The organism is Ensifer sp. 22521, from assembly GCF_052044795.1.
In the GTDB taxonomy this organism is placed as follows: Bacteria; Pseudomonadota; Alphaproteobacteria; order Rhizobiales; family Rhizobiaceae; genus Ensifer.
The window spans coordinates 154,901-171,171 of sequence record NZ_JBQENM010000012.1 but is presented as its reverse complement, the minus strand read 5'-3'; the positions used below and the strand labels follow the sequence as shown (position 1 = coordinate 171,171).

The window sequence follows — 16,271 nt, the reverse complement described above, 5'->3', positions numbered from 1 at the left end:
TCCCGCGGGCAGGGATGGAACTCACCCGATCAGCATGAACTTGTCGACATCGACCAGTCCGCGGTCGGAGATTTTCAGGTGCGGGATGACCGGCAGCGGCAGGAAGGCGAGTTGCAGGAAGGGTTCCTCCAGCGTCGCGCCAAGGGCGAAAGCGGCGTGGCGCAGGTGATGCAGCGTATCGCGGACGGACTCGTAAGGTTCGAGGCTCATCAGACCCGCGACCGGAAGCGCGATCTCTCCGGTCACCTTGCCGTCCTCGACCACCACGAAGCCGCCCTTGATCTCGCCGAGCCGGTTGGCGGCGATCGCCATGTCCTCGTCATTGACGCCGACGACGCAGATGTTGTGGCTGTCATGACCGACGGTCGAGGCGATCGCGCCCTTCTTCAGCCCAAAACCCTGGACGAAACCGTTGGCGTGGTTGCCGTTGACGCCGTGGCGCTCGATCACCGCGACCTTGATGATATCGCGGCCGAGGTCGAGGCCGGTCTGGTTGCCGACGGCCGGCAGGCGGTAGCGGCGGTGTTCGGTGATGATCTTACCGGGGAGCACGCCGATGACCGACGTATCGCCATCTGAGACGGGGATGCCGAAGGCACTGGCATGGACATGGCCGGCTTTGACGCTGTCGAGGCCGACGGGCTCAACCGGGTTTCGGGTCGCAAACAGCGCATCGGTCACCCGGCGGCCGCCGGAAAACACCGTCTCGGCCTTGCAGTTCTTCAATGTGTCGATCACCACGAGGTCGGCGCGCCAGCCGGGCGCAACCAGCCCGCGGTCGCGCAGCCCGAAAGCGCGGGCGGCCGAGATCGAGGCGGCGCGGTAGATCGCCAACGGCTCGACGCCGGCGGCGATCGCCGTGCGGATTATGTGGTCGAGATGGCCCTGTTCGGCGATATCAAGGGGATTGCGGTCGTCGGTGCAGAGCGCCAGATAGGGCGACAGGCGCTCGGTGATGATGGGCATGAGCGCATGCAGGTCCTTCGAGACCGAGCCTTCGCGCACCAGAATATGCATGCCCTTGCGGATCTTCTCCATTGCCTCTTCGGCGCTCGTGCATTCGTGATCGGTGCGGATGCCGGCGGCGAGGTAGCCGTTCAGGTCCTTGCCTGACAGCAGCGGCGCGTGGCCGTCGATATGCGCGCCCTGAAAGGCGTCGAGCTTGGCGAGGCAGACCGGGTCCTTGTGCACGACGCCGGGGAAATTCATGAACTCGGCGAGGCCGATGACCTTCGGATGATGGCGGAAAGGCAGAAGCCTTTCGATCGGCAGATCGGCGCCCGACGTCTCCAGATGCGTCGCCGGCACGCAGGACGAGAGCTGGACGCGGATGTCCATGATCGTTTCGAGCGCCGAATCCAGGAAGAACTGGATGCCTTCGGTACCGAGCACGTTGGCGATCTCGTGCGGGTCGCAGACGACGGTCGTGATGCCGAGCGGCAGGACGCAGCGGTCGAATTCATGCGGTGTCACGAGCGAAGATTCGATGTGCAAATGCGTGTCGATGAAGCCGGGCACGACGATGCGGCCGGAAATGTCGATTTCCTCGCGTCCGTCGTAGTTGCCGAAGGTGCCGACGATGCGGTCACCTGATATCGCGATGTCGGAGGCGACGAGTTCGCCGGTCACGAGGTCGAAGAAGCGCCCACCCTTCAACACGATGTCTGCCGGTTCGCGCCCGACGCCCTGATCGATGTAACGTTCCAGCGCTTCGGACATGAGGCAACTCCAGTTTTCTTTGGCGCCCGGTGCGATCGGTGTGATCGCGCCCAGGTTCGATGTGGCAGATAAGAGTAACCCTTCCCCCGTCGCCGGGGAAAGGGTCAAGATCGTTGGCGGTTGGCCTGCTCAGATGTTGCTGTTGAGAACGGCGCGCAGCTTGCCGAAGAGTTCGTCGATCTGCGCCTTGGTGATGATCAGCGGCGGCGACAGCGCGATGATGTCGCCGGTGGTGCGGATCAAGAGGCCGCTTTCATAGGCCTTGAGGAAAGCCGAGAAGGCGCGCTTGGTCGGTTCGCCGGCGATCGGCTGCAGTTCGATCGCGCCGATCAGGCCGAGATTGCGAATGTCGATGACATTCGGGCAGTCCTTCAGAGAGTGCAGGCCCTCTTCCCAGTACGGGGCGAGTTCGGCGGCGCGGGTGAGCAGGCCTTCTTCCTTGTAGGTGTCGAGCGTGCCAAGCGCGGCGGCGCAGGCGATCGGGTTGCCGGAGTAGGTGTAGCCGTGGAAGAACTCGATCATGTGCTCCGGGCCATTCATGAAGGCATCATGGATCTCGGAGGTGACGAAGACGGCGCCCATCGGGATGACGCCGTTGGTGAGGCCCTTGGCCGTGGTGATGATGTCGGGCTTGACGTCGAAATACTGCGCGGCAAACGGCGTGCCGAGGCGGCCGAACCCGGTGATGACTTCATCGAAGATCAACAGGATGCCGTGTTTGGTGCAGATGTCGCGGAGTTTCTGCAGGTAGCCCTTCGGCGGGATCAGCACGCCGGTGGAGCCGGCCACCGGTTCGACGATGACGGCGGCGATGGTCGAGGCGTCGTGCAGCGTGACGATGCGTTCGAGCTCGGTCGCGAGATCGCCGCCATGTTCCGGTTCGCCGCGGGTAAAGGCGTTCTGCGCCGGCAGGTGCGTGTGCGGCATGTGGTCGACGCCGGTCAGAAGCGTGCCGAACATCTTGCGGTTGGAGACGATGCCGCCGACCGAGATGCCGCCGAAGTTGACGCCGTGATAGCCGCGCTCGCGGCCGATCAGGCGGAAGCGCGAGCCGTCGCCCTTGGCGCGGTGGTAGGCGAGCGCTACCTTCAGCGCGGTGTCGACCGATTCCGAACCGGAGTTGGTGTAGAGAACGTGGTTCATACCCTCGGGCGCGATATCGACCAGGCGGTTCGCCAGTTCGAAGGCCTTGGGGTGGCCGAGCTGGAAGGCCGGCGCATAGTCGAGCTCGCCCGCCTGCTCGCGGATCGCCTCGGTGATCTTCGGGCGACAATGGCCGGCGTTGACGCACCACAGACCTGCCGTTCCGTCCAGAACCGTCCGACCGTCATGGGTCGTGTAGTACATGTCCTTGGCGCCGACGAACAGGCGCGGTTCCTTCTTGAACTGCCGGTTGGCGGTGAACGGCATCCAGAAGGCGCGCAGATCATTCGGAGTGTTGAGACGGTTCGACATTGCAGTTCTCCTCGGTCAGTTCTTCGTCAGGCGCTCGCCGCCCGCATTTTTTACCCTTTGGTCAAACTATCAGCGCCCCGGGACGCGTCAAGCCTTGGAAGCCCCGCACAGAGAGCCTGTGGGGTGGCGATTTTTTGTCTTCTGGCTGGAAATTTTCTCTAGCTTAACTTGTTTGCGGCAACGCTGCGTTGCCATGCCTTGCCGGGTCCATGGCCGCCTGTGAATGGGTATGCGCGCCCCGCGGCCCGGCCTGACCAATCGGGAGCTGGGACGTGTCGAGGTTGGGGATAGTACACGCGGCAATTGGTGCGCTCTTCCTGCCAGGTCCGGCAGTCGCTACCGAACTGATCGCCGACGGTCGCTTTGAAAAGGGGCAGGACACGTTCTGGGCGAGCGACGGGCTGACCCTCGAGCGGGAAAACGGGCGGCTCTGCGTGGAGGTCCACGGCGGTGGAGAAGTCTGGAGCCAGATCGTCGGCGTCAATGGTTTGACGCTGGTGCCCGGGCGCATCTATCGCCTGTCGCTGAGGATTGCCGCCAAGCCGGCGCGCTCGATCGCTGTCAGGGTGCAGCGGGCCGCAGATCCCTGGACCGCCATTGCCGAGTTTACGACGGTGGGGTCGCCGGGCGGCAGTCCGTTCTCCGTGGAGTTTGAGGCAACCGAACCGGATGAGGCGCAACTGGTGCTGCCGCTCGGGGGTGCGGAGGCCGGTCGCATCTGTCTTGACGATGTATCGCTGGTCGCGACCGGTGCGGTGTCGCAGGCGGCGAAGCGGGCCACCGAGGGGCCCGTCATTCGAGCAAACCAGCTCGGCTACTTCACCGACGGTCCGAAGCGCGCGACCTTCATTGCCGATGTGAAGCGCCCCATCGATTTCCAGCTGCTCGACGCCAAGGACAAGGTCGTCGGCAAGGGCAAGACGCAACCAAGCGGTTTCGATCCGACGGCGGGCGTCGAAACGCAGGTCGCGGATTTCTCATCCTTCGCGACGGCCGGCGATGGCTATCGCCTTGTGTCCGGCGATTGGGCGAGTGACCGCTTCTCGATCGGCGACAATCTCTATGACCGTCTGCGCGTCGATGCGCTTTCCTGGTTCTATCCCCAGCGTAGCGGCATCGAGATCAAGGCAGCGATCGCCGGCAAGGCCTACGCCCGGTCCGCAGGCCATGTCGGCGTGGCGCCGAACCAGGGCGATACGGCAGTCCCATGCCTCGACAGCAAGCAGGCCGTGGCGCTTTACGGTGGCTGGTCCTGTTCCTATCGACTGGACGTTTCCGGCGGCTGGTACGACGCAGGCGACCACGGCAAATACGCGGTGACCGGCGCCCTGTCCGCCGCGCAACTGCTTGCCGCCTACGAACGCGGGCGTGTCTACGCCGCGGCTTCGCCGGTGACGCGCGACGGTCTCTCTCGCATTCCCGAAAACGGCAACGGCATGCCCGACATTCTCGACGAGGCGCGGTGGGAGCTCGAGTTCCTGTTGCGCATGATGGTTCCGGATGGCGAGCCGCTCGCCGGCATGGTGCACCACAAGGTCCACGACACCACCTGGACCGCGCCGCCGATGCTGCCGAGCGACGATCCGCAGCCGCGGGCGCTTTACCGTCCGTCGACTGCCGCAACGCTCGATGTCGCAGCCGTCGCGGCTCAAGGCGCCCGGCTTTTCGCCGATCAGAATCCGACGTTCTCGGCACGTCTGCTCGCGGCTGCGCGCAAGGCCTGGATGGCCGCCAATGCCAATCCCGCACTCCTTGCGCCGAAGTCGGACGGACTTGGCGGTGGTGGCGACTACGACGACGACAGCATTTCGGACGAACTCTTCTGGGCGGCGACCGAGCTCTATCTGACGACCGGTGACGAGGCCTATCTCGACGTGCTGCGGGCGTCGCCGCTTTGGGCGGCGGATACGCTGTCTCCCGGCGGCGCCTTCGATTGGCGCAACGTCGCCGGCTTCGCGCGACTGCAACTGGCCCTTTATGGTACGGGCTTGCCGGACGACGAGCGTGAACTGATCCGAAACGCGGTGCTTGCGGCAGCGCGGCATTTTCTGTCGGTGCAGCAAACAGAGCCCTTCGGGCTCGTCTACCGACCCGAGGGCAGACGCTACGACTGGGGATCGAACCAGCTGATGCTGCAGAACATCATCGTGTTGTCGGCCGCTTTCGATCTCTCCGGCGAGAAGAGCCTTCTCGATGGTGCGCGCGAGGGCATGGATTACATTCTCGGCCGCAATGCCATGGCACTGTCCTACGTCACAGGCTATGGCACCCGCGCGCCCAAGAACCAGCACAGTCGCTGGTATGCGCACCAGCGGGACCCGCAACTGCCGAACCCGCCGGTTGGCTCTCTCGCCGGCGGTCCGAATTCCACCTTCGTCGATGACGTCGCACGGCAACACCTGAAGGGATGTGCGCCGCAGACGTGTTATGCCGACGACATCGAAGCCTATGGATCCAATGAAATCGCCATCAACTGGAATGCGCCGCTCGCCTATGTTGCCTCGTTCCTTGCCGATGCGCGCTAGAGTATTTCACTATTTCATTGAAACAGTGAAATACTCTAACTGTTTGAAATTACACAATTCCGGACGGAAAACCGTTTCACACTTTTCCTGGAATTGCGCTAGGAGACTGAAAGCGTGACCGGAATAGCCTTTGTCGGAACCGGCTTCGTCGCCGACTATTACATGACGACGCTTGCCAATCATCCGCAGCTCCGGCTTGTCGGCGTCTGGGATCGCGACGCGGTGCGTCTCGACGCCTTTGCGCGCTACTGGAAGGTTTCGCCCTATGCCTCGCTGGATGCGGTGCTCGCCGATCCTACCGTCTCGATCGTCGTCAATCTGACGACGCCGGAAAGCCATTACGCGGTCAACCGCGCCGCTCTCACCGCCGGCAAGCACGTCTATTGCGAGAAGCCGCTGGCGATGACCGTGGAGGAGGCGAGCGAACTGGTCGCGCTTGCCCGCGAGCGTGCTCTGGTGCTTGCCGGCGCGCCGGCCAATGGCCTTAGCGATGCGCAGGCGCTCTGTGCGAGCCTGCTTGCGGCTGGGACCATCGGCACGCCACGTCTGGTCTATGCCGAGATGGAGGATGGGCCGGTCTTCAAGGCGAACTGGCGCGCTTGGCGCAGCCGCTCGGGCGCCCGCTGGCCGGGCGTGCACGAGTTCGAGGTTGGCTGCACGCTCGAGCACGCGGGCTACGCCGCAAGCTGGCTCGTCTCGCTCTTCGGGCCGGTCGCCGAGGTCAGCGCCATTTCGGCCCTGACCTTTCCGGACAAAGGCCCGGGAACCGAGACGCTGACGCTCGGCCCTGATTTCTCGGTGGGTTGCCTGAAGTTCCGCTCGGGCGTGACGGCGCGCGTCACCTGCGGCCTGGCGGCACCGCGCGACCGGTCGCTGACTGTTATCGGCGACAAGGGCACGATCGTGGTGCGGGATCTCTGGGACAATCGCTCGCCCGTTCATGTCGAAGCGGTCGGCGCCAAGCGCTCGTTGATGCATCGCGGTCTCGACTGGCTGGAATGGAAGATGGGGCGCAAGCTGCCCATGCGGCTCTACCCCGGTATGAGGGTGCGCTACCCCAAGACATCGTCAGCGCCGGCGCTTCCGGCCTTTCCGTCGCAGATCGATTTCGTGCGGGGGATTGCCGTTCAGGCCGATGCGATCAACCGCGGCGAAACACCATTCTTCTCCGGCGCGACGGCGCGGCATCTGACCGAGGTCGTGCTCGCGCTCAACAGTGGCTGGCGGGACTATCGTCCGTTCGATTTTTAGGGACTCTTCGGGATGGACCTCTCAGGTAGGTCCATTGGCGCGGATCGTCTCGATAATTTCCAGAGCTTCGATACTGCGTGAAAGCGGCATCAGCGCATGCTCGCGCCGGCCGTCCAGGATGGCCGCGCTGGCGGCCTCGATCTCGAATTGCAGGCCGTTGCCGGGAAACGCATGGTCGAAGCGTTTGAGACCGGGCAGGGGGATCCGCCGCGCAGCCCTGAAAAACGCTTCCCCCGTCGATGTCAGCAGGTTGCGTGCCGGGGCGCTGGTGGCGACGAACAGGCGGCTTGCCTTCAGGAACGGCGCGTCGATGACGAGCGTACCGCGATCGCCGTCGATGACGAAGCGATTGTGGCCGTTTCGATCGAAACCGCACCTCAGGTCAGCATCAAAGCCGTCATAGGCCAGCCTGGCGTCTGCCGAGACATCGACGCCGGTGGGCGCGCTTCTCCAAGTGCCGCCAATGGACTTCGGCTGGCCGAAAAGGTTCAGGCAAAGTGCGATCGGATAGATGCCGAGATCGAGCAGGGAACCGCCGCCCAGGGCCGGATCGAAGAAGCGGCTGTTCGCGTCGAACGGTTTCTCATAGGCAAGTTCCGCCCGGACATGGCGGATGGTTCCGAGCCTCTCTGCACGCAGGCGTGCGCGAACCTCGGCGATTGCCGGCAGGAAGCAGGTCCACAGCGCTTCCATCGCGAAGGTGCCGCTGATGGCGGCTGCGTCTTCAAGGGCGCGCGCGTCGGCGACCGATGTCGTCAGCGGCTTCTCGACCAGCACCGCCTTGCCGGCCGCGAGGAAGAGGGCGGCATGGTCGCGATGGAGCGCATTGGGCGAGGCGATGTAGACCGCGTCGATGTCGGGGGCGGCGGCGAGCGCGCCGATATCGTGAGAGCTGCGGATTCCGCCGAAGCGTGTGGCGAAAGCCGCGGCGTTCGAAGCGCTGCGGGATGAGACCGCGACAAGCGTCGCGTTACCCGCGAAGCGGAAATCCGATGCAAAACTGTTTGCGATTGTGCCGGTTCCGGCAATACCCCAACGGACCTTGTCACGCATTCCCTTGTGTCCGTTGCTCCGGCCGACCCTGCTGCGGCGCATGGTGCCGCCGAAGTCTCAAGGCTCGGTAAACGTCCGTGGAGAAGCCGGATGTGGTGGCGCCCTGCTGAAAAGAATAAGCCCCGCGCGATTTCTCGTGTGGGGCTGTTCGACGGGTTCGCAGAGCGAACCGAATATCAGGCCGACTTGCGGACCGGAGTCTTTTCTGCGGTGACGATCGGTTCGTCGCCGTAGATTTGGTTGAGCGTGCCTAGAATCCGCATCACTGCGTCGGATGAGCTCGAATAATAGATCGTCTGCGCATCGCGGCGGGTGCTGACGAGATTCTGGGCACGGAGCTTCGAAAGATGCTGGGAGAGAGCCGACTGGCTCAGCCCAACCTTGTTGGCCAATGCGCCGACTGCCATCTCTTCCTTGACGAGGGAATCGAGGATGAGAAGGCGCTTAGGGTTTGCCATGGCCGAGAGGAAACCGGCTGCTACCTCGGCTTCATCGTGTTTTTCAGGCGAAAGTGGCTGCATTGCGTGCTCCATGCGAAAAGTACATCACGCGTAATTATGGTTGACGAAGCATGATAATTAGTCGTGATGCATAAAAGGGCAACCACCCACTGCAAGAAATGGGGGTAGCTATCCCGCGATTAACCGTAAAGTTCACGCAAAATTGCCCGTAAATTGGAACTGTCTTCGATAGGTGCCGGGAATTCAAGGCGTTTCAGCCGATCGCCATCTGCAAGATCGAGGCCGGCGGCGTCGATCCCGACGATCTTCCAATTGCCTTCCGGCGCATTGCAGAGCTTGACCGCATAGTGCTGCACGGCGTCCGAATGATCCGCGTTCATGTGCTCGATTGCGCTGGCTTCCGTGGCGGCGAGCGAGGCGATGGCGGGCGTGTCGATCAGCAGATCTTCCGCGGTCAACACATAGGCGCGACCGAAACCGCCGTTGAGGCTGGCGCGCAAGGGCTTCAGCCGGAAGAAGCCGAAATCGGGGAAATCGACGTAGAGGTTCGACTTGGGGTGACGGCGAACGAATCGCTCGCGGATGCGCGCATGGGCTTCACTGTCGCGAGCGACCTGTTCGGCCGTGCATTGCACCGTGAGGCGGGGATGGGCGAGCGGATCGCCCTTGCCGGGCTCGCCGGTCAGCAACGAGGCCCTGATATCGGCAAGCAGCGCCTGGGTGTGGGTGGACAGCTTCGAGATCAGGATGACGGGTACGCCGTCGACATCCATGCCGACAAGAACGCGGCTGACGAAGGGAAAGCCGCCACTGTCAGGCTCGATCGCGGCGAGCGAGCCGCTGCGCGCGCCGCGCAGCAGCGTGCGGGCTAGCGTGCGGGCTTCGTCATCGGTGTCGCGCAATACGCTCGGCTTGTCGCTCATGTCTTTGAACCTTTCCTGCCATGCCATCAATGCCTACAGCGCCGCGTCTTATCAGACGCGCAAAGGTCGCCGTAGCACTTTGAATGGCTGCATGTTTTTATCCTGAAATCGGCTACGTTTTAAGGAAACATGCTGTGACGAAAAAAGCCCGGAACGACGCTCCGGGCTTTTATTGGCTTGATGAGCGGCTTCGTCAACTTTTGTTGCGGTGCCGCGTCAATCCCTGAACGATGTCCTGGGCGTCGATGGTGCCGACGACGGAGCCGTTGTCGACGACCCCGATGCTGCCCGGCTGGCGGGACATGGCGTCGAGAATGTCGACGAGCGGTGTCGTCGGCTTGGCCGTGGCGGTAACGCCGGCAACGGTCGCGCCGCGCTGCACGCCGGTCTGCATCACGTCCTTCGCCATCAGCATGGTGATCGGGTTCATGTGCTGAACGAAATCCGCGACATACTGGTTGGCTGGATTCTTGACGATATCCTGCGGCGTGCCGCACTGGATGATGCGTCCGCCTTCCATGATGGCAATGCGGTTGCCGATGCGGAACGCCTCGTCGAGATCGTGGCTGACGAAGATGATGGTCTTCTTCAGCCTCCGCTGGAACTCGAGCAGTTCGTCCTGCAGTCGCGTGCGGATCAGCGGGTCGAGCGCCGAGAACGGCTCGTCCATCAACAGGATCGGTGCGCCGGTGGCAAAGGCGCGGGCGAGGCCGACGCGCTGTTGCATGCCGCCCGAAAGCTCATTGACCTTGCGCCCCGCCCATTTCGTCAGGTTGACGAGGTCGAGCTGTTCGCCGACACGCGCCTTGCGCTCGGCGTCCGGCATACCGGCAAGCTCGAGGCCGAAGCCGACATTGTCGGCAACGGTGCGCCAGGGAAGGAGCGCAAACTGCTGGAACACCATCGAGACCGTGTGCATGCGGAAGTCGCGCAGCGATTTCGCATTGGTCCGGTAGGGATTGAGCGGCCCGTTCGAGGTCTTCACCTCGACGTCGCCGCGCACCACCGGCGCAAGGCCGTTGACGGCGCGAAGCAAGGTCGACTTGCCGGAGCCCGAAAGCCCCATCAGCACCAGGATCTCGCCCTCGGTGATTTCGAGCGAGGCGCCTGCGACGCCGAGCACGAGGCCGGTTTCGGCACCGATCTCGTCGCGGGTCTTGCCCTGGTCGACCATCTGCAGCGCGATCTGCGGGTTGTTGCCGAAGATGATATCGACGTTCTTGAATACGACGGCGGTGGTCATGCGCCTTCTCCTTCGTCGGACGAGCGGAAAAGGCGGTCGAGGATGATCGCCAGGATGACGATGCAGAGGCCGGCTTCAAAGCCCTTGGCGACATTCACCGAGTTCAGGGCTCGCAAGACCGGAACGCCAAGGCCGTTGGCGCCGACGAGGGCGGCAATCACCACCATCGACAGCGACAGCATGATCGTCTGGGTCAGGCCGGCCATGATCTGAGGCATGGCGAAGGGCAGTTCCACCTTGCGCAGCACCTGGCGGGGCGTTGCGCCGAAGGCCTGGGCGGCCTCGACCAGCGACGGCGGCGTCGAGATGATGCCGAGGCGGGTCAGGCGGATCGGCGCAGGGATCGCGAAGATCACGGTGGCGATAAGGCCGGGAACCATGCCGAGACCGAAGAGGATCAGCGCAGGGATCAGATAAACGAAGGTCGGGATCGTCTGCATCAGGTCGAGGATCGGCCGCATGATGGCATAGATCCAGGCGCGACGGGCGGCGGCAATGCCGAGCGGAACGCCGACGGCCATGCTGACGAAGCTGGCGGCGAGCACCAGAGCCAGCGTTTCCGTTGTTTCCTTCCAGTAGCCCTGGTTGATGATCAGCAGCAGGCCGAGGCCGGTGAACAGCGTTACGCCGATCGAGCGGCGGAACCACCAGGCAGCCGCCGTGATCACGGCAACGACGATCAGCGGGTGAGGGGTCTGGAGAATCCAGAGCAGCACGGCGACAACGCCGGAGAGGAAGCGAGCGAGCTGGTCGAAGAACAGCTCGAAATTCGTCGTCAGCCAGTCGACGAACGCCTTGGCCCAGCCGCCAATGGGGATGCGGTTATCGGTCAGATATTCCACGAAGGTAAATCCGTCTCGTCAGGTCAAAAGGAGCGCATGACGCGGTGAAAAAAGGCGGGGTTTTCCCCGCCTTGATGCCGATCAGAGGCCAAGAGCGGCCTTGACCGCGGCCAGGCCATCGCCGCCGTCCTTGGCGGTCACACCCGCAAGCCACGGATCGACGACCGTCGGATTGGCCTTCAGCCATTCCTCGGCAGCCTTGTCCGGCTCCTGCCCGTCGTTCAGGATCTTGCCCATGATCTCGTTTTCCATCTGGAGCGAGAACTTGAGGTTGGTGAGCAGCTTGCCGACGTTCGGGCACTCGGTGGTGTAGCCGGCGCGCACGTTGGTGAAGACTTCCGCGCCGCCAAAGTTGGCGCCGAAGATGTCGTCGCCGCCCGAAAGATAGGTCAGCTTGAAGTTGGCGTTCATCGGATGCGGTTCCCATCCGAGGAAGACGATCGGCGAGCCATCCTTTTCGGCGCGGGACACCTGCGCCAGCATGCCCTGTTCGGAGGATTCGACCACCTCGAAGCCCTTGAGGCCGAAGGTGTCCTTGTCGACCATGTCGATGATCAGGCGGTTGCCGTCATTGCCGGGCTCGATGCCGTAGATCTTGCCTTCAAGCGCGTCCTTCTTGGTGGCGATATCCTTGAAATCCTTGATGCCGAGCTCAGCGCCCTTGGCGTTGGTCGCCAGCGTGTACTTGGCGCCGACCAGGTTCGGCCCGAAGGATTCGACCGACTTGTCGTCGAGATAGGGGCGAACGTCGTTTTCCTGGGTCGGCATCCAGTTGCCGAGGAAGACGTCGATGTCCTTGTTCTTGAGCGAGGTGTAGGTGACCGGAACCGAGAGAACCTTGATGTCGGTCTGGTAGCCGAGGCCCTTGAGGACGGTGGAAACGGTCGCGGTGGTTGCAGTGATGTCCGTCCAACCGACGTCGGAGAAACGGACGGTACCACAGCTTTCCGGCTCGGCAGCTGCAGCCTGTCCAGCGGCGAGGGCGACGACCGAAACGGCGCCCGCCAGCATCAGTTTGAGAGAGAGTCGTTTTTTCATCGTTGTCGTTCCCCTGCCTCTATTATTGTTTTAGCCAAACACCATTGGATAGCGAATTCAAGCGCTTTGATGTCGAAGGAAGTGTATTGCGTCAATATGCTGAGGGGGTGCACGATGCGACGCTGAATGTCGCATTGTCCACGAAATGGTCTAGTCCGGCGAAAAACTGTGGGTGCCGCAAACACGCTCTGGCCTTCCGGGACAAGGCTCGTCATTACCCGGGAGACGGAAACCGGACGCGGTGAAGATGGCCAAACTCTATTTCAGCTATGCGACGATGAACGCGGGCAAGAGCACGATGCTGTTGCAGGCCTCCTACAACTACCAGGAGCGCGGCATGCGTGTGGTGATGCTGATCGCTGCGCATGACGACCGGGCAGGGGTAGGCCGCATCTCCTCGCGCATCGGTCTTGCCTCCGACGCCATTCCGTTCCATGGCGATGACGACATCTATACGCTGATCGAAACGCTTCATTCCGATGGTGCCGGCGAGATCGCCTGCGTCTTCGTCGACGAGGCGCAGTTCCTCAACGAGGCGCAGGTCTGGCAACTCGCGCGGGTCGCCGACCGGATCGGCATTCCGGTCATGGCCTATGGCCTACGTACGGATTTTCAGGGCAAGTTGTTTCCGGGCTCGATGGCGCTGCTGGCGCTCGCCGACGAGTTGCGCGAGGTGCGCACCATCTGCCATTGCGGCCGCAAGGCGACGATGGTCGTGCGTCTCGATGGTACGGGCAAGGTGGTGCGCGAGGGTGCCCAGGTCGATGTCGGCGGCAACGAGAAATACGTCTCCTATTGCCGGCGCCATTGGGACGACCTGATGCGTTGCGAGTGAGTGCGACCGACTGGCCGCTTGCGGCCGCCTTGGTCGCGGTGCCATTCTCGTCGGGTCCTGTCAGCAAGAGGTTTTCGATGCGGCGCCTGCTTTCCAGTCTTTTCCTCTGTCTTGGTGTCGCAGCTCCGGCTGCCCACGCCGGCGGCGACGCGACGGCGGGTGCCGCGGTGTTCCGCAAGTGCGCGGCCTGTCACACCGCCAGCGAGCCGGTCAATCGCGTCGGCCCGAGCCTGATGGGCGTGGTCGGCCGGCCGGTGGCGTCGGTTGCCGACTACAACTATTCCGAGGCGATGAAGACCTTCGGCGCCGAGGGGCACGTTTGGGACGAGGCGACGCTGAGCGAATATCTCTTGAGCCCCAAGGCGATGGTCGGCGGCACCAAGATGACTTTTCCCGGTCTCAAGAAACCTCAGGACATTGCCGACGTGATCGCCTATCTCAAGGCGCCGCCGGCCGCCAAATAGGCAATGCCTTCGATATCTCAAGCACTTCGCTGCAACGCTTGATCGAAAAAAGCCGCTGCGGCAGGCTTGTTCTCTTTCCATAAACACCCTTTATATAACTGCAATCGAAGGCTGAATAATTCGGCTGGGCTGGCGGATCGCGCCACGGTGGATCGAGGGGCAGGACATGGCGACTCTTCAGAATTTTGACGCGGAGATCGAGAAGACGAAAGGCGTCGTCGAACAGATGCGCGGCAAGCTCGAGCAATCCGGTGTGGTGCTGGAGCAATTCGCCAAGGCCGAGACCAAGCTCGGCGACGTCAACTTCGACATCGAGAACGCCCGCATCCAGGACGTGATCAACCAGCAGAAAGTGATGGAAGCCAACATTGCCGACCTGATCATCGGCCTCGAGGATGCGACCAATGTCTTCGGCTCCGAATTCGAGAGCATGAAGAACTATACCGGCTATGAGAAGTTCATCGGCATCTTCTCCAAGCAGAAGATGCAGCGCATGCGCACCGACCGCGTGCGCAACATGTCGCTTGCCGGCAACCTGCAGGAGCTGCTGTCGAAGTCCGACATGATCGTCGGCATCCTCAAGGAGCAGAAGTCGGTCCTCGACCAGCGCTACAAGACCTCGGAGCAGAGCCTGATCCAGGTGATCGAGCGCCGCAAGGGTACGATGGCGAACCTCGAAGAGGTGCAGAAGCGCATCGAGGAACTGAACCCCCTGCTGCTCGACATCGAAAACCGCATTGCCGCCTCCACGGAGCAGAAGGTCCGCACCGAGCTCGAAGGCGAACGCTCGGCGCTTGCCACCGAATACAACGAGAAGCAGGCCAAGGAACAGGAGCTGCTCGCCGAGAGCCAGACGCTCGAACGCTACACCGCGATGTTCCAGACCTTCGTCGATTCGCTCAACAACCAGATCGCCGCGCAGAACACGCTGATCAACAAGCTGACGATCGATACCGAACAGCGCATCGTGCTCTACAAGGCGCTGGAAGACTCCTTGAAGACGGCTGCCCAGCAGGATGTCGCCCACAAGATCAACACGCTCGGCAGCCAGGTCGACACCGCCGCCGAAGAGACGATGGCCGGCATCGGTGCCGCTGCGCAGCGCCATATCGGCGATCTCCTCGAAATGCATGAAAAGAACATGCTTTCGACGCAGGATATCCAGCGCCGCAAGAAGCTGGCGGACGACGCCTTTGCCCGTCGCTTCCAGGCTGTCATGGACAAGCACAACACTGCCAACTACGTGAAGCAGTGATCGGCAGGCGAATGATCGGAACCGAGTTTGCCGTCTGGCACGCGCCACGGGGATTTGCATGAAAGTCGCGGCTTCATCCGCTGTCGCACAATATTTCGCGTCGATCCACGCCGCACTCGCCGGGCTCGAACTCTTTCTCGGCGACCGCAACTCGCCGCTCTATCGCAACACCGTCGTCGGCGAAGTGATCGTCCCCTATCTCGGCCGGTTGAAGGCGTCGATCGACTGCTGGGAGAACCGCATCGGCTTCGTCGATCAGTTCCGGATCTCGCGCGCCGAAAGCGGTTTTCCGGTGTTCCAGAACGTGCTGGAACTGGAGAACGATCGCCAGACGGCGGCAAAGCGCCTCGCCGACATTCCCACGGCCGATGCGCTGAGGGACGAGATGGTCGATTTCATCCTCCGTCAGAAGGCCTTTCCCGAGGCGTTGCAGACGCGCATGGCCGAGCGGCTCTATCTGGAGCAGATCGGCAAGGGTGAGATCTTCTCGCCCTTTATCTTGCCGGAGACCATCCGCGTCGCCGTCAATTCCAAGACGATGCGTCCCTATTACATCGTGAGCTGGGGCGCCTTCGACGGCGCCAATACCCTGCCGATGGTCTACATGGCGACGATCGAGGATTCCTCCGAGAAGATCGTCGAGATGCTGGTGACCGAGGACGGCAAGCTCAATCCGCAGGTCGAGATCCCGTTGCCGGTTGGTGGTTTGCTCAATCCAGATCTCGCCAGCCGCTTCGACGATTTCGCCTCCAAGAACAGCAGCTATTCGCTGACCCCGGTGACGATCGCGACCAATCTCGACAAGGATTTTGACGAGCTCCATCCGAAGCAGCTGCGCCGCATCGTGCTCGGCCCGTTCTATTCTGCCGGGATCACCGAGAACAATGCGCGCATCAACGACATCCTCTCCAAGGTGCGAAAGACCGAGAATGCCTGGCTTCTGACCTGGACCGTGCAGGAGGTCTTCTCCAAGGCCGAAAGGCCCGCCAAACGCGGCTTCTGGTCATCGACGCCGGCGCAGGAGGAGTTCCACATCGATACCGCCAATCTGGAAGCGGCGCGCATGGGTGTCTCCTCCTACGAGAAGCACGCGCTGGTGCCGCACGACGCCTATCAGGCGCTCTATGCCGCCGGCGAGGCCGAACAGGTGTTCGGCGACTACAAGGTCCACGTCATTTCCGGCAACCAGGTCGTAAGCGAGGTTTGA

General features: G+C 62.6%; 14 protein-coding genes. 6 read left to right on the top strand and 8 right to left on the bottom strand.

Features of this window, described 5'->3' with window-relative positions:
- Positions 1-21: 21 nt before the first annotated feature.
- Together ade and ACTJKE_RS20320 are read right to left on the bottom strand one after the other, a co-directional pair.
- Entirely contained in the window at positions 22-1,719 is a 1,698-nt protein-coding gene (ade, locus tag ACTJKE_RS20325; RefSeq protein WP_440692255.1) for an adenine deaminase, read from the bottom strand.
- A gap of 129 nt (positions 1,720-1,848) precedes the next feature.
- Positions 1,849-3,174, bottom strand: coding sequence for an aspartate aminotransferase family protein (locus ACTJKE_RS20320; protein WP_113511335.1), 1,326 nt, complete (start codon positions 3,172-3,174; stop codon positions 1,849-1,851).
- A 272-nt stretch (positions 3,175-3,446) separates the two neighbouring features.
- On the opposite strand from ACTJKE_RS20320, the gene ACTJKE_RS20315 reads away from it, so the two are divergent.
- Complete coding sequence (locus ACTJKE_RS20315) at positions 3,447-5,699, top strand: glycoside hydrolase family 9 protein (protein ID WP_113511334.1); 2,253 nt, start codon at positions 3,447-3,449, stop codon at positions 5,697-5,699.
- Between the two features lie 162 nt (positions 5,700-5,861).
- Complete coding sequence (locus ACTJKE_RS20310; RefSeq protein ID WP_440692285.1) at positions 5,862-6,950, top strand: Gfo/Idh/MocA family protein; 1,089 nt, start codon at positions 5,862-5,864, stop codon at positions 6,948-6,950.
- A 21-nt stretch (positions 6,951-6,971) separates the two neighbouring features.
- Here the strand turns inward: ACTJKE_RS20310 and ACTJKE_RS20305 are convergent, their stop codons facing one another.
- The 6 genes from ACTJKE_RS20305 to ACTJKE_RS20280 form a co-directional block, all read right to left on the bottom strand.
- Positions 6,972-8,003, bottom strand: a complete 1,032-nt coding sequence (locus tag ACTJKE_RS20305; protein WP_058321166.1) for a Gfo/Idh/MocA family protein — start codon at positions 8,001-8,003, stop codon at positions 6,972-6,974.
- A gap of 176 nt (positions 8,004-8,179) precedes the next feature.
- Positions 8,180-8,524: an ArsR/SmtB family transcription factor gene (locus ACTJKE_RS20300; protein WP_057253023.1), complete on the bottom strand. Its 345-nt coding sequence runs from the start codon at positions 8,522-8,524 to the stop codon at positions 8,180-8,182.
- 119 nt (positions 8,525-8,643) lie between these two features.
- Positions 8,644-9,387 carry a HugZ family protein gene (locus ACTJKE_RS20295; RefSeq protein WP_440692252.1) on the bottom strand — a complete coding sequence of 248 codons (744 nt, stop codon included), beginning with the start codon at positions 9,385-9,387 and terminating at the stop codon, positions 8,644-8,646.
- Positions 9,388-9,580: 193 nt separating this feature from the next.
- Positions 9,581-10,630 carry a choline ABC transporter ATP-binding protein gene (gene choV / locus ACTJKE_RS20290; RefSeq protein ID WP_057253027.1) on the bottom strand — a complete coding sequence of 350 codons (1,050 nt, stop codon included), beginning with the start codon at positions 10,628-10,630 and terminating at the stop codon, positions 9,581-9,583.
- A complete protein-coding gene (choW, locus tag ACTJKE_RS20285; RefSeq protein WP_440692250.1) occupies positions 10,627-11,472 on the bottom strand; it encodes a choline ABC transporter permease subunit in 846 nt (281 codons plus the stop codon). Before choW ends, choV begins: the two co-directional genes overlap by 4 nt.
- A gap of 81 nt (positions 11,473-11,553) precedes the next feature.
- On the bottom strand, positions 11,554-12,510 hold the full coding sequence (locus tag ACTJKE_RS20280; protein WP_057253031.1) for a choline ABC transporter substrate-binding protein: 957 nt from the start codon (positions 12,508-12,510) through the stop codon (positions 11,554-11,556).
- A 247-nt stretch (positions 12,511-12,757) separates the two neighbouring features.
- Between ACTJKE_RS20280 and ACTJKE_RS20275 the strand changes: the two genes are divergently transcribed.
- From ACTJKE_RS20275 to ACTJKE_RS20260, 4 genes are all read left to right on the top strand, one after another.
- Positions 12,758-13,345, top strand: coding sequence for a thymidine kinase (locus tag ACTJKE_RS20275; protein ID WP_058321163.1), 588 nt, complete (start codon positions 12,758-12,760; stop codon positions 13,343-13,345).
- Between the two features lie 77 nt (positions 13,346-13,422).
- Positions 13,423-13,809: a c-type cytochrome gene (locus ACTJKE_RS20270; RefSeq protein WP_057254321.1), complete on the top strand. Its 387-nt coding sequence runs from the start codon at positions 13,423-13,425 to the stop codon at positions 13,807-13,809.
- Positions 13,810-13,975: 166 nt separating this feature from the next.
- The gene (locus tag ACTJKE_RS20265) at positions 13,976-15,064 is read left to right on the top strand and encodes a hypothetical protein (protein ID WP_110879312.1); all 1,089 of its coding nucleotides are present in this window, start codon (positions 13,976-13,978) and stop codon (positions 15,062-15,064) included.
- Between the two features lie 58 nt (positions 15,065-15,122).
- The gene (locus ACTJKE_RS20260) at positions 15,123-16,271 is read left to right on the top strand and encodes a hypothetical protein (RefSeq protein ID WP_112946630.1); all 1,149 of its coding nucleotides are present in this window, start codon (positions 15,123-15,125) and stop codon (positions 16,269-16,271) included.

Excerpts from the sequence above, each read along its gene's own strand:
- ade (WP_440692255.1), bottom strand. The coding sequence starts at position 1,719 with ATGTCCGAAGCGCTGGAACGTTACATCGATCAGGGCGTCGGGCGCGAA.
- ACTJKE_RS20320 (WP_113511335.1), bottom strand. The coding sequence starts at position 3,174 with ATGTCGAACCGTCTCAACACTCCGAATGATCTGCGCGCCTTCTGGATG.
- ACTJKE_RS20310 (WP_440692285.1), top strand. The coding sequence starts at position 5,862 with ATGACGACGCTTGCCAATCATCCGCAGCTCCGGCTTGTCGGCGTCTGG.
- ACTJKE_RS20305 (WP_058321166.1), bottom strand. The coding sequence starts at position 8,003 with ATGCGTGACAAGGTCCGTTGGGGTATTGCCGGAACCGGCACAATCGCA.
- ACTJKE_RS20300 (WP_057253023.1), bottom strand. The coding sequence starts at position 8,524 with ATGCAGCCACTTTCGCCTGAAAAACACGATGAAGCCGAGGTAGCAGCC.
- ACTJKE_RS20295 (WP_440692252.1), bottom strand. The coding sequence starts at position 9,387 with ATGAGCGACAAGCCGAGCGTATTGCGCGACACCGATGACGAAGCCCGC.
- choV (WP_057253027.1), bottom strand. The coding sequence starts at position 10,630 with ATGACCACCGCCGTCGTATTCAAGAACGTCGATATCATCTTCGGCAAC.
- ACTJKE_RS20280 (WP_057253031.1), bottom strand. The coding sequence starts at position 12,510 with ATGAAAAAACGACTCTCTCTCAAACTGATGCTGGCGGGCGCCGTTTCG.
- ACTJKE_RS20275 (WP_058321163.1), top strand. The coding sequence starts at position 12,758 with ATGGCCAAACTCTATTTCAGCTATGCGACGATGAACGCGGGCAAGAGC.
- ACTJKE_RS20270 (WP_057254321.1), top strand. The coding sequence starts at position 13,423 with ATGCGGCGCCTGCTTTCCAGTCTTTTCCTCTGTCTTGGTGTCGCAGCT.
- ACTJKE_RS20265 (WP_110879312.1), top strand. The coding sequence starts at position 13,976 with ATGGCGACTCTTCAGAATTTTGACGCGGAGATCGAGAAGACGAAAGGC.
- ACTJKE_RS20260 (WP_112946630.1), top strand. The coding sequence starts at position 15,123 with ATGAAAGTCGCGGCTTCATCCGCTGTCGCACAATATTTCGCGTCGATC.